The 26,586-nt window shown below is 61.9% G+C and carries 21 protein-coding genes and 1 pseudogene; 20 read left to right on the top strand and 2 right to left on the bottom strand.

The window, feature by feature from the left end; genetic code table 11:
• The first annotated feature begins 284 nt into the window (after positions 1-284).
• From PQR53_RS00435 to PQR53_RS00375, 13 genes and pseudogenes are all read left to right on the top strand, one after another.
• Positions 285-701: a tripartite tricarboxylate transporter TctB family protein gene (locus tag PQR53_RS00435; RefSeq protein ID WP_408451138.1), complete on the top strand. Its 417-nt coding sequence runs from the start codon at positions 285-287 to the stop codon at positions 699-701.
• A gap of 6 nt (positions 702-707) precedes the next feature.
• Positions 708-2,264 (top strand): tripartite tricarboxylate transporter permease, encoded by a 1,557-nt coding sequence (locus PQR53_RS00430; RefSeq protein ID WP_408450495.1) that lies wholly within the window; start codon positions 708-710, stop codon positions 2,262-2,264.
• A gap of 160 nt (positions 2,265-2,424) precedes the next feature.
• Complete coding sequence (locus PQR53_RS00425) at positions 2,425-3,312, top strand: fumarylacetoacetate hydrolase family protein (RefSeq protein WP_408450493.1); 888 nt, start codon at positions 2,425-2,427, stop codon at positions 3,310-3,312.
• 116 nt (positions 3,313-3,428) lie between these two features.
• Positions 3,429-4,430: a tripartite tricarboxylate transporter substrate binding protein gene (locus tag PQR53_RS00420; RefSeq protein ID WP_408450491.1), complete on the top strand. Its 1,002-nt coding sequence runs from the start codon at positions 3,429-3,431 to the stop codon at positions 4,428-4,430.
• Between the two features lie 2 nt (positions 4,431-4,432).
• Positions 4,433-4,903 (top strand): (2Fe-2S)-binding protein, encoded by a 471-nt coding sequence (locus tag PQR53_RS00415; protein ID WP_408450489.1) that lies wholly within the window; start codon positions 4,433-4,435, stop codon positions 4,901-4,903.
• A complete protein-coding gene (locus PQR53_RS00410) occupies positions 4,900-7,059 on the top strand; it encodes a xanthine dehydrogenase family protein molybdopterin-binding subunit (RefSeq protein ID WP_408450487.1) in 2,160 nt (719 codons plus the stop codon). The genes PQR53_RS00415 and PQR53_RS00410 overlap by 4 nt, the downstream gene beginning before the upstream one ends.
• A 42-nt stretch (positions 7,060-7,101) precedes the next feature.
• Positions 7,102-7,782 carry a molybdate ABC transporter substrate-binding protein gene (locus PQR53_RS00405; protein WP_408450485.1) on the top strand — a complete coding sequence of 227 codons (681 nt, stop codon included), beginning with the start codon at positions 7,102-7,104 and terminating at the stop codon, positions 7,780-7,782.
• Positions 7,783-7,979: 197 nt separating this feature from the next.
• Positions 7,980-9,149 (top strand): porin, encoded by a 1,170-nt coding sequence (locus PQR53_RS00400; RefSeq protein WP_408450483.1) that lies wholly within the window; start codon positions 7,980-7,982, stop codon positions 9,147-9,149.
• Positions 9,150-9,374: 225 nt separating this feature from the next.
• A complete protein-coding gene (locus tag PQR53_RS00395; RefSeq protein ID WP_408450481.1) occupies positions 9,375-10,145 on the top strand; it encodes a molybdate ABC transporter substrate-binding protein in 771 nt (256 codons plus the stop codon).
• A 186-nt stretch (positions 10,146-10,331) separates the two neighbouring features.
• Complete coding sequence (locus tag PQR53_RS00390) at positions 10,332-11,279, top strand: alpha/beta hydrolase (RefSeq protein WP_408450479.1); 948 nt, start codon at positions 10,332-10,334, stop codon at positions 11,277-11,279.
• Between the two features lie 169 nt (positions 11,280-11,448).
• Positions 11,449-11,562: pseudogene (locus tag PQR53_RS38940) on the top strand (IS6 family transposase); the annotation flags it as partial.
• A 278-nt stretch (positions 11,563-11,840) separates the two neighbouring features.
• Complete coding sequence (locus tag PQR53_RS00380) at positions 11,841-12,590, top strand: hypothetical protein (RefSeq protein WP_408450475.1); 750 nt, start codon at positions 11,841-11,843, stop codon at positions 12,588-12,590.
• A gap of 150 nt (positions 12,591-12,740) precedes the next feature.
• The gene (locus tag PQR53_RS00375; RefSeq protein WP_408450473.1) at positions 12,741-15,980 is read left to right on the top strand and encodes a CHAT domain-containing protein; all 3,240 of its coding nucleotides are present in this window, start codon (positions 12,741-12,743) and stop codon (positions 15,978-15,980) included.
• A gap of 90 nt (positions 15,981-16,070) precedes the next feature.
• Here PQR53_RS00375 and PQR53_RS00370 read toward each other — a convergent pair whose 3' ends face one another.
• On the bottom strand, positions 16,071-16,853 hold the full coding sequence (locus PQR53_RS00370) for a hypothetical protein (protein ID WP_408450471.1): 783 nt from the start codon (positions 16,851-16,853) through the stop codon (positions 16,071-16,073).
• A 548-nt stretch (positions 16,854-17,401) separates the two neighbouring features.
• Here PQR53_RS00370 and PQR53_RS00365 point away from each other — a divergent pair.
• The 6 genes from PQR53_RS00365 to PQR53_RS00340 all read left to right on the top strand — a co-directional run bounded on the left by PQR53_RS00365 (position 17,402) and on the right by PQR53_RS00340 (position 25,513).
• The gene (locus tag PQR53_RS00365; protein ID WP_408450469.1) at positions 17,402-18,901 is read left to right on the top strand and encodes a metallophosphoesterase; all 1,500 of its coding nucleotides are present in this window, start codon (positions 17,402-17,404) and stop codon (positions 18,899-18,901) included.
• A 2-nt stretch (positions 18,902-18,903) separates the two neighbouring features.
• A complete protein-coding gene (locus PQR53_RS00360) occupies positions 18,904-20,925 on the top strand; it encodes a CHAT domain-containing protein (RefSeq protein WP_408450467.1) in 2,022 nt (673 codons plus the stop codon).
• A 51-nt stretch (positions 20,926-20,976) separates the two neighbouring features.
• Positions 20,977-21,561, top strand: a complete 585-nt coding sequence (locus PQR53_RS00355) for a hypothetical protein (protein WP_408450465.1) — start codon at positions 20,977-20,979, stop codon at positions 21,559-21,561.
• A gap of 7 nt (positions 21,562-21,568) precedes the next feature.
• Entirely contained in the window at positions 21,569-22,936 is a 1,368-nt protein-coding gene (locus PQR53_RS00350) for a TRAFs-binding domain-containing protein (RefSeq protein WP_408450463.1), read from the top strand.
• A gap of 473 nt (positions 22,937-23,409) precedes the next feature.
• Entirely contained in the window at positions 23,410-24,756 is a 1,347-nt protein-coding gene (locus PQR53_RS00345; protein WP_408450461.1) for a hypothetical protein, read from the top strand.
• A gap of 103 nt (positions 24,757-24,859) precedes the next feature.
• Positions 24,860-25,513 carry a hypothetical protein gene (locus PQR53_RS00340; RefSeq protein ID WP_408450459.1) on the top strand — a complete coding sequence of 218 codons (654 nt, stop codon included), beginning with the start codon at positions 24,860-24,862 and terminating at the stop codon, positions 25,511-25,513.
• Between the two features lie 182 nt (positions 25,514-25,695).
• Here the strand turns inward: PQR53_RS00340 and PQR53_RS00335 are convergent, their stop codons facing one another.
• Positions 25,696-26,052 carry a phospholipase D-like domain-containing protein gene (locus PQR53_RS00335; RefSeq protein WP_408451137.1) on the bottom strand — a complete coding sequence of 119 codons (357 nt, stop codon included), beginning with the start codon at positions 26,050-26,052 and terminating at the stop codon, positions 25,696-25,698.
• A 62-nt stretch (positions 26,053-26,114) separates the two neighbouring features.
• Between PQR53_RS00335 and PQR53_RS00330 the strand changes: the two genes are divergently transcribed.
• Positions 26,115-26,546 carry a response regulator gene (locus tag PQR53_RS00330; protein ID WP_408450457.1) on the top strand — a complete coding sequence of 144 codons (432 nt, stop codon included), beginning with the start codon at positions 26,115-26,117 and terminating at the stop codon, positions 26,544-26,546.
• Positions 26,547-26,586 lie beyond the last annotated feature (40 nt).

The raw sequence follows: 26,586 nt of genomic DNA, 5'->3' as shown, positions 1-26,586 counted from the left end.
GTCGATACCGTCGCACAAAGGACGTTTTTGACTCGTCAGGGAAGCAGCGGGAAAGCGCCATTGAACCCGTTAAGCAGGGCAACCGGACAAACCAGGTCGTGGCAACCCTAAAAAAACGAGGGTGAATCGCTACGCCGAAAAAGACAGCGTTTTATCAGTACGCACGCTCCGGAAAGAACCGGCGCGAAGGCAAATTACAGGAGACAAGTAACGTGAATACCAAGACGGCGCATGCATTCGGCTTTCTGCATCGCTATAACAAAGATCTCTATGCGGGCGCCCTGATGCTCGTGCTCGGTCTCGGCGCGATCTATGCGGGGCGTGGCTATAACGTGGGCAGCCTGAGTCACATGGGCTCGGGATTCTTCCCTGTAGCAGTGGGGACCGTTCTCGTTTTGTGCGGCCTCGCGATCGCATTTTCTGCCAAAGCCCCAGACGCCCATGCCACTGCGGAACCAGCGCTCCCGCCCGAATGGCGCGCCTGGTGCTGCATCGTGATAGGCATCGCCGCCTTCGTTGTGCTGGGCCGATACGGCGGCCTGTTACCCGCCACCTTCGCGATCGTGTTCATTTCAGCACTCGGCGACCGGGACAACACCTGGATGAGCGCGCTCATTCTCGCCGGCGCGATGTGTGCGATCTGCACCGTCGTATTCTGGTGGGCGTTGAAACTGCAGTTTCCGTTGCTGTCCTGGGGTTGAATCACGATGGGTCAATCTCTGTTGGACTTGATGCAGGGTTTCGGCGTCGCGCTTCAGCCCCACAACCTGATGTGGTCGTTCGTCGGCGTGTTGATCGGCAACCTGATCGGTGTACTGCCGGGCATGGGCGCGTTGTCGGCCATTTCCATGTTGCTGCCGCTGACCTACACGATGCATCCGATTCCCGCAATCCTGATGTTGGCGGGCATCTTCTATGGTTCTCAATACGGCGGCGCGATCGGTGCGATCCTGCTCAACCTGCCGTGTCATCCGCCGCACGCCGTGACCTGCCTGGACGGTTATCCCATGACCAGGCAGAACAAAGGCGGCACGGCGCTGGGCATCGCCATGCTAGCTTCGTTCTTCGCGGCGTCGTTCGGCATCGTCGTGATGGTTTTCGCCTCGCCGCTACTGGTCAGCGTGGCCTTCAAGTTTGGGCCGACCGAACTGTTTTCGATCATGCTACTGGGCTTGCTGGCCGGTGGCACCATGTCCCGGGGCTCGGCGCTCAAGGGAGTGGCGATGACGGCCGTAGGGCTGCTGATCGGCATTGCCGGCACAGATGTCAACAGCGGCGTGATGCGCCTGACCTTCGGTCTGCCACAGCTTTCCGACAAGGTCGAACTGGTGGCGCTGGCGCTCGGCCTGTTCGGTGTGGCGGAATTTTTGCGCAACGTCAATCGCATGGAGTCGGTGGGCAGTGGCACGAAGGTACGCTTGCGCGACATGCGACCCAGCATGGCCGAACTCAGGCAAGCGTTCTTGCCGATGGTGCGTGGCACGTTCATCGGCACGTTGTTCGGCGCGATGCCGGGCACCGGTCCTACCATCACCACGTTCCTCGCTTACGCGGCTGAGAAAAAGCTCTCCAAATCACCCGAACGGTTCGGCTGCGGCGCTCTCGAGGGCGTCGCTGCGCCGGAGGCCGCGTCGCATTCCAAGACTCAGGTGGACTTCATTCCAACCATGAGTCTGGGCATTCCGGGCGACGCCGTGATGGCGCTGATCCTCGGCGCGCTGTTGATCCAGGGTATCCAGCCAGGTCCGCAACTGATCACCGAGCACGCCGACCTGTTCTGGGGGCTCATCGCCAGCTTCTGGATCGGCAATGTTCTGCTGGTGGTTCTGAACGTGCCGCTGATCGGTGTCTGGGTGAAGCTGCTGCGGGTGCCTTATCGCTATCTGTATCCGTCGGCACTGTTTTTCATTGCGGTGGGCGTTTACAGCACCAACAACAGTCTGTTCGAGGTTGGCGAAGTGCTGGTGTTCGGCGTAGTCGGCGCCATCTTTGCCGCGCTTGATTTTCAGGTCGCGCCGATCCTGCTCGGTTATGTGCTCGGACCTATGGTGGAAGAGTATTTCCGGCGCGCGATGCTGCTCTCGCGCGGAGACCTGGCGGTCTTCATCGATCACCCGATCAGCGCCTTTTTCATCGCGTGCAGTGCTCTGCTCATCCTGGTGCAACTGTATTTTTGGGTGCGCGGCATAAGGAAACGCGCTGCCCAACGCCGCTCATTGCACGCGACGAAACGAGCCACCGTCACCGACAACACTTCGGCGTGAGTCGCGATATATTGGTTGCAATTGGTTTTAATATTTCTTGATTCATGTCGTTTGTTTTTCATAAAAACGCAGAAGAAGGCCAGTTTACGAAGCAGGTGGGGCTTGTAGAATGGTTGCGTTTGGAATATATTCAACCCAAACGTAACCAATAGGAGATTTGATGCGCTTTGCCTCCCTGCTTATCGACCGGCGTCACGCCCCGGTCGTCATCGCCGACGACCTGCAACGCTTCGTCGAGGTTCGTCACCTTCTGCCCGGCTTTGACGGTGACATGATCGATCTCATTGCCCAGGTTTCGTTGCCGGACCAGCAGTTCGCCGCCGCCGTGCAACGCACTGATCGCTGGCAAGCCGTCGGTACCCACGAGTTGCTCGCCCCGCTCGAGGTGCGCCGTAACATCTTCTGCGTCGGCAAGAACTATCACGAACATGCGAGGGAGTTCAGCCAGTCCGGGTTTGACACCTCCGCCCAGCAAGGCGAGTTCGCTCCGCCCGCGCCCGTCGTCTTCACCAAGCCCGCTTCTACCGTGGTCGCGCATCGCGCCACCGTCAAAGCCTTCGAGCACCTCACGTCCCAACTCGACTATGAGGTCGAACTCGCTGTCGTCATCGGCAAGCCGGGCATAGGCATTTCCAGGGCCAATGCCCTTCAGTACGTGTGGGGCTACACCATCGTCAACGACGTCACAGCGCGCGACCTCCAGCAAAAGCATCGTCAATGGTTCATCGGCAAGTCATTGGATACCTTCTGTCCGATGGGCCCCTACCTGGTTTCCGCCGAGGGCATCGACAGCGCCAACCTGAACGTGCGTTGCTGGATCAACGACGAACTGCGTCAGAACGCCAACACCAAAGACCTCATCTTCGATATCCCAACTATCATCGAAACCCTTTCGGCCGGCATGACTTTGCTGCCCGGCGATGTCATCGCCACCGGCACCCCCGCTGGCGTCGGCATCGGCTTCAAGCCCCCCAGGTTCCTCAGGAAGGGCGATGTCATGAAGCTCGAGATCGATCACCTCGGCTCCCTCGTCAATACCATTGGATAAATAGCGCGCGGCATCTTTTTCAATGATCACGGCGCTCGCGCGCACCACGCCGGGCGGGCGTCTCGTTACTGCGGCACGCAGTGGCGACGCGGACAAAAAATATCAGGAGGCACGTCATGAACAATCGTTGGAGCACTCGCTCCTTTCGCCGGCGTATGGGCCAGGCCTTGACGCTTTGCGCACTGGCGTCGACATCGATCGCGAGCTTTGCGGCCGACGACTATCCGAGCCGTCCGGTCACCATCATCGTGCCATTCGCGGCGGGCGGGTCCGCCGACGTATACGCACGCATCGTCGCGCAACAACTCAGCGCTCAATTGAAGCAGTCGTTCATCGTCGACGACCGGCCTGGCGCGGGTGCCATCATCGGGACTGAGTATGTGGCGCAGTCGAAGCCCGATGGCTATACGCTGCTGTTGATCTCCAACACGCACACCGTCAACGAAACGCTCTACACGAACAAGCCATTCAAGTTGATGAGCGATTTCGTGCCGGTGGCACCGATCAATTCTTCCGACCTGGTGCTGGTGACACGGCCGGGTCTGGGGGTCAATAGCGTCGCCGACCTGATCAAGCTGGCGAGGAGCGAACCAGGAAAACTGTCGTATGCCTCGTCCGGTTACGGCACGCCTTATCACATGGCCGGCGAGCTGTTCAAACAGATGGCCGGCGTCTCGATCCTGCATGTGCCTTACAAGGGCAGCTCGAATGCACGTACCGACGTAATCGGCGGCCAGGTCGACATGATGTTCGATGCCACCACCACCATGGCGGGCTTTATCAGCAGCGGCAAGGCCAAGGCGCTGGCCACCACCGGCACGGTGCGTTCGGACCTGCTGCCGAATCTGCCAACCGTCGATCAGTCCGGGGTGCCTAAGTACAACGCCGTGATCTGGCTCGGCCTGGTGGCGCCCAAAGGCACGCCGCCCGCGGCGGTCGACAAGCTCAATGCCGCGCTGACCCGGATCGTCGCCACTCCGCAAATCAAGGCGTCCTGGCAGAAACAGGGCGCCGACACGATGTCGATGAATCCGGCTCAGTTCACGCAATTCATGAATGACGACATAAAAAAATGGGCGCAGGTAGTCAAGGTTTCGGGTGCGAAGGTCGACCAGTGACCATGGCCGCGACTACGCGCATTCCGGTTACGGTCAATGGGACCGGGCATGGCTTCGATCTGGACGGCGACACCCGTCTGCTCGACGTGCTTCGCGATGAACTGAAGCTCAAAGGCACGCGCTTCGGCTGTGGGGAAAACCAGTGTGGCGCGTGTTTCGTCCTGGTCGACGGTTTTGCGGTGGCGTCATGCGACACACCGCTTTGGGCGCTGGCGGGCAAGCATGTGACCACCGTCGAAGGTTTGGGCAACCCGGCGGCGCCGCATCGCTTGCAGCGGGCGTTCATCGCCGAGCAAGCCGCGCAATGCGGCTACTGCAGCTCGGGCATGCTGATCGCAGCGGCGGCCCTGCTCGAACGCTGTCCGCACCCGACAGACGTCCAGGTTCGAGAGGCCCTGGACCGCAATCTGTGCCGGTGCGGCAGCCACAATCGCATCGTGCGCGCCGTGCTGCGTGCCGCGTCGTCGTTGTGAACGCTCTCACCGCCGTCTCCACCGAAGCGACAGGCGTACGGATCAGCGAGCGGCCGCAGAGTCTGCGCGCCAATCCTTGCCTTGGCGCGTGGCTGCGATTCTCCAGCGAGGGATACGTCGAAGTGTTTTCGGGCAAGGTCGAGTTCGGCCAGGGCATCGTCACGGCGCTCGCGCAGATCGTTGCCGAAGAACTGGATGTCGGCATCGATCAGATTCGCATGCGGCCGGCCAACACGGCGGCGAGTCCCGACGAGGCTGTCACCTCCGGTAGTCTTTCGATACAACACTCCGGCACCGCGTTGCGACACGCCTGCGCGCATGCCCGCGCCTTGCTGCTCGAACGTGCTGCGCGTTTGCTGCAAATGTCGACGGAACGGGTGCATCAATTAACGGTAAAGCGCGGTGAAATCACGGCGCCTCACGGCGTTCTCGCGAGTTACTGGGACATCGCCGGCGATGTTCAATTCGACGTTGATATCGATTGCACGATTGCCGTGAAAGCGGCCGCCGCCTACACCATCGTGGGCGCGCCGGTGGCGCGCGACGATCTCGCGGATAAATTCCTGGCGGTTCCGCGTTTCATCCAGGATATCGAGCTGCCGGGCATGTTGCATGGACGCATGCTGCGTCCGGGCTCGCGCGCGACCACCCTGCTCGCGCTCGACGATGACGCAGCACGCGCGGTGTCCGGCGTGGTGCAGGTAATACGCGACGGCTCGCTGGTGGGCGTGCTGGCCACGTCGCAACGCGCCGCCATCGAAGCCATTGACAAGCTGCGCCGGCACGCCCGCTGGCAGCACAGCGAGCCCCTTCCGGAACAACAGAAGTTGAGCGTCTGGTTGCAGCAGCAACCAGTGGAAACCACCGTGGTGGCCAACCGGCAAAGCGCCGCCCCCGACGTGGCACGCACCTTGAAGATGACCTGCGACAAGCCGTTCCTGGCGCATGCTTCGATCGGCCCCTCGTGCGCATTAGCTCGATTCGACGACGAACGCCTGGAAGTGTGGAGTCATAGTCAGGGCATCTTCAATCTGCGCGCCGACCTGGCGTTGAGCTTCGGCTTGGCGGTATCGGCCGTGGTGGTGCAGCACGCGGAAGGCGCCGGCTGTTACGGGCACAACGCGGCCGACGACGTTGCCTACGATGCCGCGTGGCTGGCGCGCGCCGCGGGCGGCCAGCCCGTCCGAGTCCAGTGGAGCCGGGCGGACGAGCTGGCGTGGGCGCCGTACGGCCCAGCCATGGTGATCGAACTCGAGGCGGATCTCGATGAGGGCGACCGCGTGGTGGGCTGGCGTCATAGCGTCTGGAGCAACGGCCATGGCACGCGGCCGGGTCGCGGCAGCACCCCCGCGTTGCTGGGCGCCTGGCATCTCCAGACGCCGTTCGAAGCGCCCGGGGCAGTCAATCCCCCGCTGGCCGCGGGTGGGGGTGCCGAGCGTAATGCGGTGCCGTTCTACGATTTTCCCGCGTGGAACATCGTGAATCACCGGGTGCTGAGCATGCCGCTGCGAACCTCGTCGTTGCGTTCGTTAGGGGCATTTGCCAACGTGTTCGCGCTTGAGTCGTTTGTCGACGAGCTGGCCGAAGCGAGCGCCAGCGAACCGCTCGAATGGCGCCTGCGGCATTTGTCGGACGCCCGCGCCCGAGCCGTGCTGCAGCGCGCGGCGCTGCGTGCCGGCTGGCACGAAAGGGATAAGCAGGAAGGCATCGGCTATGGCATTGCCGTGGCGCGGTATAAAAATTCCGGCGCGTACTGCGCCGTGGTGGCACGCATCGAGGCAGGCGTGCAGATCGTGGTCACCAGACTGAACATTGCCGTAGACGTGGGCACCGTCATCAACCCTGATGGCGTCGCCAACCAGATCGAGGGCGGTGCACTACAGGCTGTGAGCTGGACCTTGAAAGAAGAAGTGCGATTCGACCGGCAACGCGTCACCAGCGATAGTTGGGAAACCTATCCGATTTTGCGGTTCACTGAAGTTCCCGCGGTCGAGGTCGATATCGTGCCGTCGAACGCACCTGCTTGTGGGGCGGGCGAGGCATCGTTGGGTCCGACCGCAGCGGCCATCGGTAACGCGGTACGCGATGCACTCGGCGTAAGAGTAACCAGCCTGCCCTTGAGTGCCGAGCGAATCATCGCGGCATTCGACCATTAATCCAATCAGACGGGAGTCACTGTAACTATGGAATTGAATATTTTGAGCGCCGGCGCGGCCAAAGGTATTGTTCAGGCACTTGCGGAAGAATTCCGCTCGAGCACGGGTGCCAGTCTCAACGGCACCTTCGGCGCGGTCCACTCGATCCGCGAAAAGCTGGATGCTGACGAGCCTTGCGACGTCATCATCCTGACCGGGAAAATGATCGCGGAGCTGGACCTGGAGCGACGCGTGGAATTCGCTTCGCGCGCCGAGCTGGGACGTGTCGAAACTGGCATCGCAGTGCGCACCGGCGAACCGCTTCCGGCCATCGCCGACAGTGAGGAATTGAGCGCCAGCTTGAAACACTCGAAGGGGGTCTATTTTCCGGACCCGTTACGCGCCACCGCCGGCATTCATTTCGTTGCTGTGTTGCGGAAGATGGGTATCTACGACAACGTCGAGCCGTTCTTCCGGCCTTTTCCGAGCGGCGCGGTGGCCATGGCGAACCTGGCGCAAAGCGGCGAGCCGGGACTGATCGGCTGTACTCAAGTGACCGAGATCCTGTATACCCAAGGCGTTTCGCTGGTCGGGCTGTTGCCCAAGGAATTCGAGCTGTCGACGGTCTATTCGGCAGCCGTCAGCAGCAAGGCCGCGAACCCGGAACTGGCACGCGCCTTCGTCCAGTTCCTCACCGGCAGCGAGACCCGCACGCTGCGCGCATCTAGTGGCTTCGACGTTTAGTGTGCCGCGCGTGAGCGTTCCAGGCGCACGGTAGCGGCGCGCCGTTCACTACGGCGCGCCGCTTCAACGGAGATCGTTTTAACCGGCAGTTGAGGCGGAGGACAGATTCAGAACCATACCTAACTCAATATATTAATTAGTACAACATATTCAATAAGTAAATTGACAACCGCATGCAAAAGAGAATGGAGGCGATAGTGAAAAAATCATTACTGGCATTGCCGATACTGGCTGTTTGTGCGACGCACGCGAACGCACAGAGCAGTGTCACGCTGTACGGGCTTCTTGATGAAGGGTTGATGATCAACACCAACGCCAAGAACGTAGTCAACGGAAAGAATGTTGGCGGCCGTCAGTTTCAGGTAGATTCCAACTCGGGCTTGCAAGGCAGCCGGTGGGGCTTTAGAGGTTCCGAGGATCTGGGCGGCGGGCTGAAGGCGATCTTCACACTGGAATCCGGTATCAACGTCAGCACCGGCGCGTTTGGCCAGGGCAACACGGCTTTCGGCCGCCAGGCGTTCGTGGGCATCTCCAGCGCGAGCTATGGCACGGTCACGTTGGGGCGGCAGTACGACAGTGTCAACGATTACATCGGCAGCTACGGCTTTGCGCTCTCGTATGGCGGTTCGAGCACCGAGCATCCGGGCGACATCGACGACGTCAATCACTCCGTCCGCGCGAACAACACCATCAAATACGCGAGTCCCAACTTCCGTGGCCTGCAGTTCGGCGGCATGGTCACGGTGGGCGGCATTGCAGGTGAAATCTCGCAGTCGAGCGGCTATGCATTGGGCGCGAACTATAACCACGAAGGCTTTGGCCTCGGCGTGGCGTACGAGTACTTCAAGAACCCGTCTGCACCGGGCGCCATTTTGAACGGCAACGTGAACGCGACGACTTTCAACTCGCTGAATTCCGGTTATCTCGGGGCGAAACCCGCGAATTCGTTGCAGATCATCGCTGTGGCTGGCAACTATCAGATCGGACCGGCGCTGATCGGCGCGGTGTATTCGAACACGAAATACCAGAATATCGGTGCGTTCGGCGGCGCGACGGCGACCTTCAACGACTTCGAATTGAACGCGTCCTATCGGTTCACGCCGGCGCTGCTTCTGGCGGGTGAGTACAACTACACGAAGGGCAACGCAGTGCGCGGGGACATCGGCGACCAGAAGTACAATCAGTTCTCGCTGGTGTTGGACTACCTTCTGTCGAAGCGCACGGACGTCTACATGGAAGGCACTTACCAGACGGCAAGCGGCACCAGTTCGACGGGCGCGGCGGCGGTGGCGGATATCGGCGCCCTCGGCGATTCGTCGAACAACCATCAGGTCGTCGCCCGGGTCGGGATGCGCCACAGGTTCTGACGTCGTAGCGTGGGGCGTGGCCTCAAAGACACATGGCCGCCACGATTGTGGCGGTCATTGTCATGAGTGCCGTTGCCGCACCGACGCATAGCAGAATCGGGCACTCCGATGCTGAGGCGACTCGCCGCCTAAAATCAGCTATCCCGATAGAGTGTGTGTTCGAGCGTATGGCGCTCGACAACCTGACAATGCCGTACTCAACGATGCTCACCGGAGCACTTTCTTATGAAGACGAAAGCAGGACTTCTGCTTGCGATCGTATTGGTCACGATGCAGTCCGCTCACGCGGCGGATCTGGTCGTTCTCTCAGCGGCTGCGATGAAAGGCGCACTGGAGAACCTGCCCGAACAATATCTGGCTGCAACAGGCGATCGCGTGCGCGTCATCTACGGCACCGCGGGACAGGTGCGTGACCGGGCAATATCGGGGCAGGCTTTTGACCTCGTCATCGTCCCGCCTGAGCCCCTTGCCAAACTGACCGAGCGCCATCTTGTCAGGAAGGGTTCACAGGTCGATGTCGCGCGCGTGCGGCTCGCAGTCGCAGTCAAAGCGGGTGCCGCCTTGCCCGCGATCGCTGACGACCGGGCGTTCACGAAAGTCCTGCTCGATGCCCCTTCGATCGGGATGGCCGACCCCGCCACCGGTGCCACCTCCGGCATCTATCTGGCCCGGTTGATTGACCGTCTCGGGATTGGTGGCACGGTGGGTCCCAAGGTCAAATATTATCCGGAAGGACAAGCCGCCATGGAAGCGATGGCACGAGGCGAAGTGTCGCTCGGTTTAGGACAGACCAGCGAAATCAAGCCCGTGCAGGGTGTCAGCCTCGTCGGGCCGATCCCGGAAGATTTGCAACTCGTAACGACCTACACAGCGGGCATAGGTACAAAGAGCGAGCATCCGGACGCAGCGCAAAAACTGCTTTCCTATCTCACCGGACCAGCAGTGCAAACGTCTTTGAAGGCGAACGGATTCGACCTCGTCTCACCCGCTAATTGACTCATTCCGTACCACGGCACACGCCATGGAGTCGAGACAAAGGGGAGTGTTGCCCGGGCTCGGCGGAATGGGCACAAGGATTGTTAACGTCTTAATTCTCATAATCGGAAAAAAACAATGAGCAACACGAAAGACACGCAGATGGTCCAGCGACGCCGTTTGCTGCAAGGCGCGGCGCTAACACTGATGGCCACGGCAGTGCCGCTCTCTGCCAATGCGGCGGCGCCGCAGATCATTGCCGAAGATCACTGGGCGCAGAAAGGCGCGGTGAAACTGTATCTCTATCGCAAGCGACTCGCGGACGACCGCAACGCAAGTTCCGGCCGCAAGCCGGTGTTATTCCTTGTGCACGGTTCGTCATTTTCGGGCCGTGGAGGCTTCGACCTGCAAGTGCCGGGTACGGAGAACTACTCGTTCATGGACGAGTTTGCTCGCTACGGCTTTGACGTCTGGACCATGGACCATGAAAACTACGGACGCTCGTCGCAGACGGATTCAAACTCCGATGTCCGCTCCGGTGTCGAGGACCTGAAAGCCGCGATGCCGGTTGTCGAAAGGGTGACTGGCCAAAAAACGTTCATGTTCTATGGCCAGTCGTCCGGCGCCCTCCGGCTGGGTGTCTTTGCGATGGAAGAGCCGGACCGCGTGGAGCGCATGGTCCTGGATGCGATCACCTATACGGGCGAGGGCGCACCGGAAATCATGAGGCGGCGCGCGAACATCGCGGCCCTGGAGGCCAGCAACTCCCGTCCAACCTCGCAGGCGAGCTTCGATGCCATCTTCGCCCGCGACGACCCGTCGACAGTCGATCCAAAAGTACCGAAGGCATTGGGCGACTATGAACTCAAGCTCACCAACCGGACGCCGAACGGCACCTACATCGATATGGCAATTCATATGCCGATGGTCGACCCGAAACAGCTGCAGTGTCCCGTTTGCATGACGAGAGCCGAGCACGACGGCAATGCGACCGATGCGGAACTGCTCGATTTCTTTTCGCAGTTGCCGAACAAGGACAAGCAATTTTGCGAGATCAAGGGAGTGGCTCACATTGCGGTGCTGGGCATCAACCGGCATCGTATCTGGCATGCGATGCATGCCTTCTTCACGATGCCTCCGCAGCGTTCAGCCTGACTTAAAGGAGAGCGTGAAAAAGGTGGGGAGCCGTTCGAACATCGACCGCCATCGAAATTGTCGAAACGTGTATTCGAATAGGTGCCTCCGAACGTGGCCACGACAAATTCTGGTGCAAATCGGATGCGCCTAGCGGTTACGCTTGAGTTTTGAAGCGCGCGAGCCTGCAATGAGTAAGCTGACCGACAGCGACTGGTTGTTTAACGGTCGTCATTTCGACCGTGAAGTCATCCTCTTATGCGCTCGTTGGTATCCGCGTTCCAAGCTGCGCCTGCGCGATTTGAAAGCCGCGCTTATCGGCCAATTACCATGCAGCAAAAGACAGACTCGCGCGCTGCCGGCGCAACCCTGCCGCGGCAGGTTGTCAGCGGGCTTTTTTGGCCTATGATCAGTGATACGTATTATTCCGGTCACTGTGGAATCAAGATGCATGTCGTGCGATGCGCCGTCGAAGTCGACAGGAGAGAGAAGGCCCAGGCCATCAAAATACCGGCACGATAGTTCTCTACTTCGACGTTCTAACCAGGAAGCCGAATCAAATGATCCGATGAGGAGACGGGCATGGATTCATTCGAGCGCCTTTTGGGCGAAACGGTTGAGGAACTCGGCGAGCGCGCGGGGGGATCGCTCGACGACGAACGCCGGGATTTCGACGCAGCACATCCAGACACCGGAAACATGCTGCTCGGACCGTTGCCGCCGATCTCGGACCGCGCGGTCGATCTGATCATCGCTTTCGAAGTGACGAGCGAGGCCGTGTACGAGAAGCGCTATCGCCATCCGGTGTGGCCGGGTGGAAATTCGGGCGCGACTATCGCCATTGGTTTCGACGCGGGCTACGTCACCGCCGCGGAATTCGAATCGAACTGGCAAGCCTTGCTCGATGCGGGCGCCATCGCGAAGATGAAGGGCGTATGCGGATTGACCGGCACGAAGGCCCAGCAGGCGCTGCCCAGCGTGAGCGACGTCGACGTCAGCTTCGCCGCGGCCCATACGGTATTTCGCGACGTCACGCTGCCCCGCACCACCGCGAAGGTCGCCGCGGCGCTTCCCGGTTCATCCGAACTTTCGCCCGACTGCCTGGGCGCGCTGGTGTCGCTGGTCTATAACCGCGGCGCATCGTTTTCGCTCGACGGCGACCGCTATCAGGAGATGCGCGCGATCAAGCTGGACGTCGCCAACAATAACCTCGCGGATGTGCCCGTCCAGTTGCGCAGCATGAAACGCCTGTGGGCCGATCAGCCCAACATGGCGGGTCTCGTGCGCCGGCGCGAACTCGAAGCGGTCCTGTTCGAAAGCGGTCTGCCCTGAGCGCCGCGCCGCTCGCCGTGCCTGCGCCGCGGGCGCCGCCTGCCGTTTGCCGCCTGCCGTTTGCGGCCATTTTCCCCTTCTACCGAGTCGTCGAGACAGCCCGGCGTGCGGCATCCGTGCGCGCGGGTGAGCAAGTCAAAGGAGACCGATATGCCCGTGCGTTCCATCAACGGCCTGCAGTACTACCTCGTGCTGGTCGACGAAGACGGCAGAGAGCGCGCCGAAACGGACGGCAGCCAGATGAGCGAAATCATCCGTCAGCGTGTGGCGGATCCCGCGCGGCCCGTGACCGACGTGTTCATCACCAGTCACGGCTGGAAGGGCGACATTCCTGGAGCCATCCAGCAGTACGACCGATGGATCGGCGCGATGGCCGAGGTTCGGGGCGACATCGAGAAGGTGAAGGCGCGCCGCGCCGGATTCACGCCGGTCATCATCGGGCTGCACTGGCCGAGTCTGCCTTGGGGCATGGAAGACGAGAAGGCGCAGGACGCGCAGGCGCTGCTCGGCCCGGGAGCCGCGCCGACCAGGAACGAGGATGAGGGCGTCATCGTGCGGCAGCTCTCGCAGGGGCTGCCGCCAGAGCGGGCGATGCAGGTGACGCAGTCGGTGCGGACCATTCTCGACTACGCGAAGAGCATGCCGCAGGGCGCCCCGAAGGATGCGCTGCCGTCTGCTATCGAGGCTGCGTATGAGCGGCTCTATGGCGCTTCGGGATTACATTCGGGCAACCTCGGCGGGCGGCCGGGCGCCGATCACGACAACTTCGACGCCGGCGTGATCGCGCAACAGGCTGGCACCCTGAGCAGCGGCGACGGGCCTGTTGCTGGGTTGCTCGGGCTGCGCGACATCGTTCTTTCGCCCTTGCGTCAGCTGTCCTTCTGGAAGATGAAGGACCGCGCGCGCTCGTTCGGCGAGTCCGGCGCTCACAGCATGCTGATATCGCTTCAGGACGCCGCGCCGCGCGCGCGCTTTCATTTGATGGGGCATAGCTTCGGCAGCATCGTGGTGTCCGCGATGGTTGCGGGCTCCGGCGGCGGCGGCGCGCCGGTCCTCAGGCGCCCGGTCGATACGCTCTTTCTCGTGCAGGGTGCGTTGTCGCTCTGGGCCTATGCCGCCGACATACCGTATGCGCCAGGCACGGCTGGGTACTTCCGGCGCATCGTGGAGCGTGGTCTCGTGCGCGGGCCGATCGTCACGACGCGCTCCAGATTCGACACCGCCGTTGGAAGGCTTTATCCGCTCGGCGCGCGGCTGAAGGGACAATTCGTGCTCGGCGATTCCTATCCCGAATACGGCGGCATCGGCGCGTTCGGCATTCGCGGCGACGACGGCGCGCTCGATTCCGTGATCCAGGCGGTCTCGGATTCCTATCGGTTCCAGTGCGGAACGATTCACAACATCGAGGCGAGCCGCATCATCTGCAATGGCGACGGCGCGTCCGGCGCGCATAGTGACATCGCTCATCCGGAAGTCGCGCATCTTTTCTGGGAAGCCGTGCTGGCCAGCGCCGAGGCCGCGACGCTAGTGATGCCCGCCGGCGGGCCCGGCGCCTTCCTCGGCACGATCACGCCGCCGGCCGACCCCAAGGGCGCCCCCGGGCTCGGCGGCGTGATGACCGACCCGTTCCAGTCATACCAGCCCGCGGCGCCTGACTCTGGTTTGCTTGGCGGCGCCGGCTTGCCGCAAAGCGCCCCGCCTCCAAGATCGGCGGGGGCCGCTTCGCCAGGAGGAGCGGCCCCCGCTGCGTCCGCCGAGTCGGACGCAGCCCGGGCGCCTGCGAGCGATCCTCGCTATATCAACGCCAGTTTCGAGGAACTCGGACCCACCGAACCCCTGTACAAAGGCAATTGGTACACGCTCGCGTTCAACGTCGATGTGGAGCAGTCCGGCGAGCTCGCGTCGGCACAACTGGCGGTGCCCACTGAAACGCTGTTTCCGGCCGGCGTCGAGCAGATCGCGCTGACGGTGCAACTCGAGAGCACCGATTTCGACGTGTCAGGCAACACGGCCGTGATGCGCGTGACAAAAACCGGACCATCGCGCACCAAGGCGCGCTTCGATCTATCGCCGTTTCACGACGGCCCATGCCGCCTCACCGCGATCATCTCGAAGGACGGCAATTTCGTGCAGCAGATCGACCTGACCATCGTCGTCGGGCAGACGCGTGTGGCGTCGGCGGTCAGCTCGCGCGGGCGACGGCTCACGGCCAGCGCCGCACTGCAGCCGCGCGATCTCATGTTCCTGATCTCGCCCTCGTCGGGCGGCTATGACTGCGTCGTGTGCGGGCCGGTGGCGATGCGCGCACGCCTGCCGATCACCGCAGCGTTCATCGACGACGCGATCAAGGTCGCGCGCGAGGCGCTCATGACGGTCGTCCTGCAGCAGGATGCGAACGGGCGCTATAGCTTTCAGTCCGGCGTCGACATTCCCAGGGATCAACTCGATATCGCGCTCGGCGTCATGGCGCGCGCCGGCGCGAGCTTGCTGAAAAAGCTCTTCGAAGGGCCCGCGGCCGGCCCCGATTCCAAAGCCATCGCCGCTTTGTTGCGCAAGCTCGGCGGCGATCGGGACAGGCCGCTCAAGCTGCAGATTGTCGCGGAGAGCATGCCGGTGCCGTGGGGCATGCTGTACCTTGGCAGCGTCGCGCAGGGCATCGCGCTGGACTGGTCCAACTTCCTTGGCATGCGGCACATCGTCGAGCAAATTCCGCTGCAGGAGCCGATGATCACGGTCGACAACACCATCTGCAGCGATCAGCCTTGCCTGAACGTGGGCGTGAACTTCAACGACACCATCGACGCCCAGATGGGCATGCCGTTCGTGGTAACGCAGCGCCAATACTGGAGCGGCCTGCCGCCGGCGCGCGTGAAGGTGAGCGCCCGTTCCACCTGGACCGAATTGATGCAGGCGCTGAACGACGGCGAAACGCCGCAGCACATCATCTACTTCTATTGCCACGCCGAGTCGAGGGGGCTGGCGGAGCGGGGCGGCCCTTACGCGTCGAGCATCGCACTGACGGACGCGGCGCGCACACTGACCGACATCACGCTCGATGCGGGCACGGAGGTGCAGCTTGCGGGCAGTCCGCTCGTGTTCATCAACGCCTGCGAGTCGGCGGAGATGTCACCGGCGTTCTACGACGGCTTCGCGCCTTATTTTATGAGCAAGGGCGCGCGCGGCGTGATTGGCACCGAATGTCGCATGCCGGCGCTTTTTGCGGCGGAGTGGGCGGGCGCGTTCTTCACCCGGTTCCTCCAGGGCAATGCGCTCGGAAGGACGTTCCTGGACCTGCGATGCAAGTTTCTGAACGAGCACAACAATCCGCTCGGCCTGCTATACGCCGTGCATTGCGATGCCGACACGCGGGTCGCGCCAATGGTGCCCTGAGCTCGACGGTGAAGGATGCGTGGTGGAGGCGCAGTGCGACGCCGCTGCCGGTCGTGCCGGCGGCGCGTAGCGGGTCGTCGTTGCGCACGTCTAGTCGAGATCGGGCAGCGTGCTGATGTAGTTCTGGACGTATTTCTGCAGGCGGGTGCGCAAGTCGTCCTTGATGAAGTCCACGACGGCCATGTTGATCTGGGCGCCCGAGCGCGAGCTGGAGAAGCTCACCGATTCATCGCCGCCGCGGAACACGAGCACTTGCGTGATCGCGGCGTTCGCCTCGAGCGAAAAGGACATCAGCGTGGCCGCAATTTGATCGCCTTGCTGCTGCGTATAGGAGAGCTGGAAATTCGACGTCTTCGACGCCTTGGTCTCGCGATTGAAGATGGTGATCCACGGATGCGGCTCCGTGGCGGCCAGCTGCGAGAGAATCATCTGCACGATCTTTAGCGCGCCCGGCGCGCCGCCCAGAGCGATCTGCGCGACTGCGAGGATCGCTTCATGAACCTCGAACTGTATGCCCTGCCGTTCGATCCTGGTATTTTCCTCCTCGGTCAGAATCCAGCCGAGACTGCGCAGCACCTCGCCGTAGGCGCTGTGATAGGCCTGGGCATCGCTCGCATCGATCTGCTTTTTCTTCACGACCAGTTGCGCGAGCAACAGCGAATTGGCGATGACCTCCCGCGATGCGACGGGCATGCCGGTCTCGGTTGCGAGCACATTCGAGCCGACAACGATGGCTTGCGTGCGTGACTGGTCGAGCGGATTTTCTTCGCCCTCCAGCAATCCCGGACCTGCCGCCGGGACACCCAACTCGCCCGGTTCGGGCAATTCGGTGCTGAGAAGATATTCCCTGGCACTCGCGGCGGTTGCTGACATGGTACTGCTCCGTTGAGTGATGGGTGTGCGGGCGGCGTGTCTGTCATGCACCAGCATGCGTGGCGCGAAACCACGGCTTGAGTCGTTGCGGAAATCCGCGCTTTGTCGCGCGGCAACCGGGGAGCGCTTCGAGTGCTTGCGCCTTTCGTATCCGGCGCGCTCCGGATTCCTTCTTCGGATTGCTCAATGGTTATAGTGCGCCGCGTGGGAATATCAAGTTCGACGCTTGCTCGACTGCGTGGTGACACACCGTTGCGCCCGTCGCCGGGACGGTGATTTATGCATCTGCTGATCCATTGAACAGCACACCGTGCGACGACACGATGCTCATGCTGATAAGGGCGCCTACGAAGCATCCTCGCATGTGTGGTACTCGACTGGAGCCGGTTTTATATGTGCGCCGCCACACATTGGAGCGCACATCGCGTTGCAGGGCTTGATTCGCGTCGTCTATCTTCTTCTTACCAAAGAGGCGCGCGACGGCGCGCTTACAACGCGGCACACATCCCGCGCCTCGCGTTGCTGGACCTCGACAACGGGAGGTCGATTTGAATCCGGTTCACAGCGTCGATCAGCTTTACATCATCTCCGATCTGCATCTCGGCGGCTCGGTGGGATTCCAGATCTTCGGCTCCACGACCGAACTGGTGTGGTTGATCGATGATCTCACCAGGCGCGATCCCGGACAGGAGATCGCACTCGTCATCAACGGCGATTTCATTGATTTTCTGGCGGAAGACGAGGCCCGGTATTTCGATTCGGACGGTGCGGTTGGAAAACTGGAACGCATCGCCCTGCAGGATCCCACGTTCAAGCCGGTGTTCGAAGCCTTGACGGTGTTTCTCAATCAGGACGGACGCCGCCTGATCGTGAATCTGGGCAATCACGACCTCGAACTTGCGTTGCCCTGGGTGCGCGAGCGGCTCGTGCAGATCCTGACGGGCGATACCTTGTCTCCCGGAGGAGCGCATGCGCGCCTGCATCTCGTGCTCGACGGAACGGGCGTGCATTGCAATGTCGGCGGCCAGACCGTGCTGTGCGTGCACGGCAACGAAGTGGACCGCTGGAATCCAGCCGACTTCGAGAAGATTCGTCAGATCGGCCGGGACAGGCAGTTCAATCGCCCTGTCGAGCCGTGGATTCCCAATGCCGGCTCGCGCATGGTCATCGACGTGATGAATCCGATCAAGCGGCAGTATCCGTTCGTCGACCTGCTCAAGCCGGAAGTGGAGGGCGTCGTGCCGACGCTCGCCGCGTGCGGGCCCGAGACGATGCGCGACTTCGGCAGCGCCATGAAACTCGCGAGCGTGGGTCTCGCGCGCGCCTGGGCCGGGGTGTACAAGCCGGGCGGCATGCTTGGCGCGGAGCACATTGCGGCAGGAGAGCCCGTGCAGCCCGCACCCATGCCCGGCGGTCTGCTCGATTCGCCGGAGCGGCCCGGCGCACGTGAGGCGCGCGACGGCCGCGCCATGCTTGCGATGGCCGATGCGCTGGTGCGTCAGGGCGTCGACCCGATCGCGTTCGTGGCGCAAGTGCAGGGCAAACGCCTCGACATGGCCGGCGCATTGATCAAATGGTCGCACGATGCGCCCACGAGCGAAGTGTTGCGCGAGGCGCTCGAGAAGCTCGACGCGGATCGCAGTTTCGACATCACGGATCGAGACGACACCGCCGTGCAACTCGACAAGGAGATCGGGCCGGAGATAGACATCACCGTCGCCGGCCATACGCATCTGGCGCGTGCGCTGAAACGCAGGAGGGGCGCGGGCCTGTATTTCAACAGCGGCACGTGGGCGCGCCTGATTCGTCTGGACCCCGACGTGCGCGGCAACCCGCAGAAATTCGCCAGGGTTTTCGAAACGCTCAATGGGGGCAACATGACGAAGCTCGACGCGTTCGGCGATCTCGTCATCAAGCCCTGCACGGTCGTGGCCATATGGAAGAACGACGACGGCAACGGCGCCAAAGCCGAACTGCGGCGCGTGAAACAAGTCAACGGCGACGCCTTCGAGCTCGAAGCCATTCCTAACAGCCTGCTGGAAAAGTGACAATGCGCAAAATCACCCTCGAACTGCTCCGCCAGGGTCCGTCGCACAATCAACTGCTGTCGCCTCTCACGGCTTACATCGCATTGTGCGAGAACCATAGCGCGGTGACGCTGCACGTTCCGTTCGAGCACAACCAGATGCTCTACCGGTTGCGCGCGCTCAGCTATCAGCTCGGAGCGGAGGCGCGGGAATTCCAGCTCGGCGACACGGCGGCGGTGCTGGGCAAGCTACTCGGCGAAATTCCCGGCCTCACCGCCGATCTCAACCGCCGCGGCACCGACGCCGCTGCGGGCGATGAGCAGGTCACGCATCTGCGGCTGATCCTGTCCGCTTCCGAACTCGCGCTCCTGCCGTTCGAACTCGCGACCGCGCCCAGCGGCTTTCCCGGCGAAGGCCAGCCGCTTTCGCTGCAGACGCAGCAACCCATCTGCATCACGCGCGAGACGCGGCGCGTGCCCGAGGGATATCTGCGCTGGCCGAGCAAGCCGCGCATCCTGTTCGCCTATGCTTCGCCGCCCGGCTTGCTGGAAGTGCCGGCCGCGGCGCACCTGCTCGCGCTGCGCGAAGCGCTTACGCCGTGGCTCGCGCTGTCGGATGATCTCGATGACGACGAGCGGCTCGCGATCGTCGAGGAACGGTTGTCCGTGCTGCCGGACGCGACCGTCGAAAGCCTGGAACGCACCTGCGCGTCCAACGATTACACCCACGTGCACATTCTTGCGCATGGCGTCGATCTTCTGTCGGGATACGACCGGCGTTTCGGTGTCGCGCTTGCGTCGACGACTGATCCGAAGGGCTTTGAAGTCGTTTCCGGGGCACGCCTTGCGAGCATTTTGCGCACGCCGCGCCGCGATAAGCCGGGCAAGTTCGTGCGGCCGGCCGTCGTGACGCTCGCGAGTTGCAGCAGCGGCGCGGTCGGCGACGTGACGGGCGTCGGTGCGAGCATCGGACACGCGCTGCATGAGGCGGGCATTCCGCTCGTGATCGCGAGCCAGTATCCGCTGACCTTCGGCGGATCGGTGATGCTCGTGCAGGATCTTTATCAAGGCCTGCTGTGGGGCGAGGACCCGCGCAAGCTGCTGGTCGGCCTGCGCAGGCGGATGCATTCCTGCTTCAAGGATCAGCACGACTGGGCGAGCATCGTCGCGTACGCATCGCTGCCGCCGAACTTCGATGATCAACTGGCCGACGCGTGCATCCAGCAGGCCATGAGCAGCATCAACAATGCGTTGCGTGTGTCCGATCGTGTGATGGCGGCGTTTTCTGATCTGGAATCCGGCTCCAGCGATCGCCCCCAGATGCTCGACGAAAAGCGCAGGGAGATGCTCGGGCACGTGCAGAAAAAAGTCGCCTACGCCAAGGAGCGGCTCGAAGCGGCGAATGACGCGTACCCGACTCACAGGGCGAGAATCCTGGCGCAGCTCGCGAGCACCGAGAAGCGCGAGGCGCAGATGCTCTACCACTCACTCAAGATGGGTTCCCGCACGACCAAGAAAGCCGGCAAGGAGGTGCTGGACAAACTGGAGCGCTCGCGAGCCTGGTACTGGCAAGCCTATCTGCTGAACCGGTCGCATCCCTGGGAACTGGTGCAATATGTGTCGCTCACGTTATTTCTGCGGACGCTGGGCCGGCTGCCGCTCCCGGACTGGGCGGAGTCCAAGGTCAGGCCCTTATGGATCACAGCGGACGCGCAATCGCGCAACGACGCGGAGAACGGTTCCGTGCAGGATCGCGCTTGGGCTCACGGCAACATCGCGGAACTGAGCCTGATCGAACCCTGGCTGCACGATACGCCGCACGAGCCTGGCGCGCCGACGATAGACAAGGCGGTGCAGGCTTGCCGCAATCTGGTCGAACTGGCGGGCGCATCGTCGTTTCACGTGTACTCCACGCGGCGCCAGATCCTTCGCTATCTCGAATGGTTCGGCCCGATGGTGGGCAAAGAATGGCCAGGACTGGAATGCCTCGCGAAGCAAATGCTCACTGTGTTGCCGGCCGGCGAAGAGCCCGAATGGAACTATTGAGGCTGGCTCGTATCGCACGCCATTCCACGCTCATCGACAAGGATTTGAAACGTGCCTGAAAATTTTGCGCCGAAGCGCGTCTTTCTCTTCAGCGGACACATGATCGATCGTCCCGACCGTGCGCAACCGCGCTTCCCGCCGGAGCGTGAAGCCGCGGTGACGGCGGACATCGCCGCGCGGCTCACGAGTTGGCAAGCCGGCCCCGGCGACCTCGCCATCTGCGGCGGCGCGTGCGGCGGCGATCTGATTTTCGCGGAACTAGTGCTTGGTTACGGTGCGCATCTCGATCTCTATCTGCCGTTCGAGCCGGAGGTGTTCGTGAAGGAGTCCGTCGACTTCGCGGACTCGAACTGGCGCAAGCGCTTCGATGCCGTTCGCGCGCACGAGCGGGCGGCCACCTTCGTCCTTGCGGGGCCGCGGACCGACGAAGAGCGTCAGGCGTCGCCCTACGAGCGCGATAACCTGTGGATGCTCCAGCGCGCGCTGGCGTGCGGGGCCGAGAAAGTGCATTTCCTTTGCGTATGGGACGGCCAGGCGGGCGACGGCCCCGGCGGCGTGGGCCATATGTACGAAGCGGTCAAGGCGGCTGGCGGCGAGGCGCAGGCGCCTATCCATCCACTCGGATCGACACAGTGAGGCAGTCATGCCGAAACCGCTTTGCTTCGTCATCATGCCGTACGGCCGCAAGCCGACGCAGGCCGATCACGCGCGGGGCCCGGGAGAGATCGACTTCAACGCATTGTGGGACCGTGCTTACGTGCCCGTGATCGAGGCGCTGGGCTACGAGGCCGTGCGCGCGGATCAGGACACCGGCTCGATGATCATCACGCAGATGCTCGAGCGCATCTACTATGCGGATCTCGTGCTCGCCGACATGACCATCCCGAACGGGAACGTCTATTACGAGGTTGGCATCCGGCATGCGTCAAAAGAGACGGGCTGCGTGATGCTCGCGGCGGACTGGTCGCAGCCGCTGTTCGACGTGGCGCAGATGCGCACGGTCCGCTATCCGCTGCTGAACGGCGATATCGACGAAGCCACCGCGCAGGTCATTCGGGAACGCATCACGTCCGGCATCAGCGCGCTGACGGACGGCGAGTCGCCGATGTTTATGGCGGTCAAGGGTTTCCCGAGCGACCCGGATCCCGCCCTCGCATCGACGATGAAGCAGCGCATGATGGACCTCGCCGTATTTCAGTCGGCCGTGCGAAACGTTCGTCTGCTGCCCGAGAAACAGCGCATGGCGGCGGCGCAGGAACTCGTAAAGCGGCACGGAGTGCCGCCCCTGATGGCGAGCGTCGTGTTTGCGCTGTTGCTGCTGCTGCGGGATTCGATCGACGACCGGGCCGACTGGAGCAAGCTGCTCGCCTTCATCGACTCGCTGCCAAAGGAATTCCGCGATAAGCCCGAAGTGCAGACCCAGCGCGCGTTCGCCGTCTCGGAGACGGGTGACGTGCAAGGTGCAATCGACCAGTTGACGGCCTTGCTGGAAATAGCCGGGCCTTCGGCGGAACGACTCGGCTTGCTGGGCGGGCGGTACAAGCGGCTGTACCAGAAAGCCGTCGACCCGCGAGAGCAGTCGAGATTGCTCGACCAGGCGATCGACTGCTACGAACGCGGCATGGATCTCGACCTCAACCAGTACTACTGCTCGTCGAATCTCGCGCGGCTGTACTGCAAGCGCAATCGCGGCGACGACCAGAAGCGCGCGCATGTCGCATCGGCGCTCGCGAGTGCCGCCTGCGACCGTACGTTCCGGCGCGGTATCACCGACGAATGGTTGCGGCCGACCTGGCTCGCTCTTGCCTTCGACGATGGGAACGCCGACCTCGCGGAAGACCTCGCCGAAAAGGTCGCCAGGGAAGACGTGCCGCGCTGGAAGATCGAGAGCGTGCTGACAGATCTGCGCGTGAGCACGCGGTTGGTTGCGGACGAGGCGCAACGCGCGCGGCTCGCCGCGGTGGCCGACTGGTTGGCGGAGCAATCCGGTCTCAAAAGCGGCGGACCATGACGCGCTCGCGGCGCGGCCGCGGAGTTTCGTCAGCTATCGGCTTTGTGATGGAACGGAAGGGGCGTTCCACACGGCGTCGCGGCTGTTCAGGCGAGGACGGACGGTGTTCTGGGATCGCTGGCTTGTCTCGTTTGAAAATTCGTCGATCGGATCGTCTTGTATATAGGGCACATGGTGCGCTATCTCACTTAACGAGGTAAGAGGGTTGTCCTAGGCTTTCTTCCTGAAGAATACGGCCGAAACACATGTTCGCATGCGCTGGGTTCCTGGTGAGAAGTTCGCAAGCGGTCGGCAAAAAAGAACTCCGCAATGACGCAAGTTGCTTGCCACGAGCGTTTTAACCGGCATGCCGAACCACTCGATACAAGAGCAGATTCAAAAACGACCATAAGAGAATCGTGTTGCCATGACTCAGCGTCAATCGCTATCTAACCAGGTTCGTCCGCGATAACACGCGGCGCTGGAGGTGGGAAATGAGTCCGGTCAAACTGTTTGTCAGTCACACTTCACAGTACGGCCATCTCGCGAGAAGCCTGAGAATGTCGCTTCAGGCGTTGCAGCCCAATGAGCTGCTCGACGTGAAAATACACGAAGAAATGCCAGGCGGAGTGGAGTGGCGCAAATGGATTGAAGACACCACCCGCGCGGCCCATGCATTCGTCATGCTCTACCCGCATGAAGACATGGACATGGGCTGGCCCAATTTCGAAGTTGCGCGCTTCTTTGGGCGAGAGGCCGATCGCGAGAACAGAGTTGTCTGGATTCGCAACCCAGGCATGAAAAAATGGCCGGCTGTTTTCGAGCCCTACCAGGCATACGATGCCACGGCAGACGGGATATTCAAGTTCTTCACGGAAACCTTCGTCGGCGGGATATTCACTGAAGGCGAGCCGCTCAACGCTGAGATCGGCGAAATCACGAACCGCTATTACGAACTCGGGAGAACGGCGGCGCGTGAGCTGGCCGACCAGTTCGCCGAAGCGACCATCAGACCGCAATTCCACGCGAGGCGTATACAAATTTCAATGGCCTACGACAAAGGCCGGTTTAACCCGGAGCGCTCGCAGGTCGACGGCAACGCCGACGGCATGAAGATGATCGGCATGGGAGCCGACGCGGAAGTCAACTGGGCTAGCGTTAGAAATGCGGTCCCTGAGTCCATCACGTGGCCGACCGAACTTGAACGCGAAATCACGTCGTTCGCCGCGGGTGCGCTTCCGCCGTGCCTCTCTCCGTTCGCAATTGAAGACGGAATCAGTATTCCGGTCATCACGAAGAGCGAGACGCTTCAGTCGCGACTTCATCGTATTTCCGTGATTTTTGTCGAAGCCGATGTCGGCAAGTTACGGTCGATGCTCGACTGGATAATGCCGCCAGCAATGCCGGGTCAGGTGGCGACGTTTATTCGCGTCGTGCGTTTGATGCTCCGGATTCGCTACGACATTCTCGAGCCGCGGTATCAGGAAGTGAAATTCGAGACGCCGGTGCGCGAGCGCAGACTTGCGATCTGCAACGAAGTGCTGAGCGAATACAAAGCCGTGAATAAAGAGTCGGTCAGGGCAGGTATGCAGGGCGTCGAAGCGTTCTATATGTTATTCGACCCGTCGCTTAGGGAGAAGCTGGATGAAGCGATCGCCGAGTATATCGGCGCGATCCGGGAACTGAAGCGATACGCGCAGAAGCTGGAAACGGCAGAACCGCCGCCTGCAGACGACGATGTGGAACTGTGCACCATCTTCAAGAGCCTGCGAAGCAACAACGCCCATTGGCTGCAGATCGCCGGAAGCCAGTTCGAGAAATTCGTGGGGATGTGGCAGTGAGCATTGCGTGGCGACGGCAATCGCGAATTGTGTCGTCTGACGGGTTCGATACAAAATAAACGGTATATACTGTTTATACTGTTATCAACACGGAGGTAAACACATGACGGCACCCGTCACCCCGCAACCCACCAAAAAAGCGTTTCATTTCCCGACGAGCCCGACCGGGCAGGAGAAGGAAAGCGCAGAGCCGGCGGTCGCGCCAGAACAGTTGGTAGAAACGGCATCTGTCGTTAAAAAGGCGACCAAAGTGAAGCGCCCGGCATCTGCGGAGACGGCTCCTGCCGTTAAAAAGGCGGCCAAGGCGAAGGCCTCGGCCGCTGCGGAAACGGCGCCTGCCGCTAAAAAGACAGCCAAGCTGAAGCGCTCGGCAGTTGCGAAGACGCCGTCCACCGTCGAGAAGGCGGCGAAACCCAAGCGTCCGGCAAGCGCGCAAGCAGCGCCGGCCGTCAAGAAGGAAGCCAGGCCGAAGCGTGCGGCAGCTAGCAACGCCGCGCCGGCTAGCGTTGCGGAAGCAAAAAAGGCCAAGCCGCCGAAGAAAGAGAAAGTCGTGCGCGACAGCTTCACGATGCCAAAGTCGGACTACGACAGGATTGCGTCCCTGAAGCAGAAGTGCCTCGACGCGGGCGTGTCAGTCAAGAAGAGTGAGCTATTGCGCGCAGGGTTGATGATGCTGGAATCGGCTGCGCCGCAGCGCCTGCTTGCCGCGGTGTCATCGCTCGAAACGGTGAAGACGGGACGTCCCGCGAAGGATTGAACCCGGCATCGTCAGCCGGCACGAAATCTGGCTGGATTCGTGCCCGCCCGGGCGGTGTCGGCTTGCAGCGCATCCGGCTGCAATGTCTCGAGCCGCGGGGGCGGGTACGAAGCAACATCATTACACCGCCATATTGCTGGCAGGTGACGGACAAATTACGTCGCGCCGCCGCCAACAGCGCTTCAGCTCCCCACAGGCGAAGCCAGATAGCGCCAGTCGTGCAGGAAAATCTGCTCGAAATAAGCGGCGGCATCGGCGCTATGAATGATCAGGCCCGCATCGCGATTGCGCAGCGTGCCGTCCGCCGACCAATTCTGACTGCTGACCAGAACGACCTTTCCGTCGACAACGATCTCCTTGTTGTGAACGTTCGCTTGCCTGCGCAACACGGATGACGGCACCCCCGCTCCGACCAGTTTTTCGACCCTGCGTCGTTCTGAAACTGACTGGTGATCAGACGCACGTCGAGGCCGCGGTCGACGAGCGCTTTCAGCGCTGCAATCAACGCGTCGTGTTGTGCTCCGCCGCCATGACAGCACTTTCAGATCACCGTGGTACGCAGCTTGCTGGCAACTCGTGTTTTTATAGCAAGCTGCCACACATGTCCCGAACACTCTCTACTTCCCAAAGGTGGAGCGCCCGCGAGGTCCGGGTATTGCACGAAGTGCCGCGCGTACTGGTCGTCGACGACAACGCCAACGCCGCCGAAGCGCTCGCCACCTATCTCTCGTTTGAAGGCGTGGAAGCCCGTACTGCCAACGGTTGCAGCGAGGCGCTGCGCTGCGTGAAGGATTGGGTGCCGGATGTCGTCGTGCTCGACATCATGATGCCGGAGCGCGACGGTTACGAAACCGCGAGCGCGCTTCGCAGCTATCTTCCGACGCAGAGCCTGGGCATCGTCGCGTTCACTTCGCTCGATGAAGACCACGTAAAAGAAACCGGCAAGGCGCGTCATAATTTCGACGGCTATTGTCAGAAAGGTACGGCGCCGACTGCATTGCTCGCGCTGATGCGCAAACTTTGGCGCGAATAGGGCGGTGAATCGAGCTGCGCTCTGCGTCGCGCCGCGCCAT

The organism is Paraburkholderia fungorum (assembly GCF_046027605.1).
GTDB lineage: Bacteria > Pseudomonadota > Gammaproteobacteria > Burkholderiales > Burkholderiaceae > Paraburkholderia > Paraburkholderia fungorum_F.
This window is presented reverse-complemented; position numbering and strand designations above follow the sequence as displayed.

What these genes read in the sequence shown, in the direction of transcription:
- PQR53_RS00420 (WP_408450491.1), top strand. Translation starts at nt 3,429, where the DNA reads ATGAACAATCGTTGGAGCACTCGCTCCTTTCGCCGGCGTATGGGCCAG.
- PQR53_RS00380 (WP_408450475.1), top strand. Translation starts at nt 11,841, where the DNA reads ATGGATTCATTCGAGCGCCTTTTGGGCGAAACGGTTGAGGAACTCGGC.
- PQR53_RS00435 (WP_408451138.1), top strand. Translation starts at nt 285, where the DNA reads ATGCTCGTGCTCGGTCTCGGCGCGATCTATGCGGGGCGTGGCTATAAC.
- PQR53_RS00345 (WP_408450461.1), top strand. Translation starts at nt 23,410, where the DNA reads ATGAGTCCGGTCAAACTGTTTGTCAGTCACACTTCACAGTACGGCCAT.
- PQR53_RS00360 (WP_408450467.1), top strand. Translation starts at nt 18,904, where the DNA reads ATGCGCAAAATCACCCTCGAACTGCTCCGCCAGGGTCCGTCGCACAAT.
- PQR53_RS00375 (WP_408450473.1), top strand. Translation starts at nt 12,741, where the DNA reads ATGCCCGTGCGTTCCATCAACGGCCTGCAGTACTACCTCGTGCTGGTC.
- PQR53_RS00415 (WP_408450489.1), top strand. Translation starts at nt 4,433, where the DNA reads ATGGCCGCGACTACGCGCATTCCGGTTACGGTCAATGGGACCGGGCAT.
- PQR53_RS00330 (WP_408450457.1), top strand. Translation starts at nt 26,115, where the DNA reads ATGTCCCGAACACTCTCTACTTCCCAAAGGTGGAGCGCCCGCGAGGTC.
- PQR53_RS00425 (WP_408450493.1), top strand. Translation starts at nt 2,425, where the DNA reads ATGCGCTTTGCCTCCCTGCTTATCGACCGGCGTCACGCCCCGGTCGTC.
- PQR53_RS00390 (WP_408450479.1), top strand. Translation starts at nt 10,332, where the DNA reads ATGGCCACGGCAGTGCCGCTCTCTGCCAATGCGGCGGCGCCGCAGATC.
- PQR53_RS00430 (WP_408450495.1), top strand. Translation starts at nt 708, where the DNA reads ATGGGTCAATCTCTGTTGGACTTGATGCAGGGTTTCGGCGTCGCGCTT.
- PQR53_RS00350 (WP_408450463.1), top strand. Translation starts at nt 21,569, where the DNA reads ATGCCGAAACCGCTTTGCTTCGTCATCATGCCGTACGGCCGCAAGCCG.
- PQR53_RS00340 (WP_408450459.1), top strand. Translation starts at nt 24,860, where the DNA reads ATGACGGCACCCGTCACCCCGCAACCCACCAAAAAAGCGTTTCATTTC.
- PQR53_RS00395 (WP_408450481.1), top strand. Translation starts at nt 9,375, where the DNA reads ATGAAGACGAAAGCAGGACTTCTGCTTGCGATCGTATTGGTCACGATG.
- PQR53_RS00370 (WP_408450471.1), bottom strand. Translation starts at nt 16,853, where the DNA reads ATGTCAGCAACCGCCGCGAGTGCCAGGGAATATCTTCTCAGCACCGAA.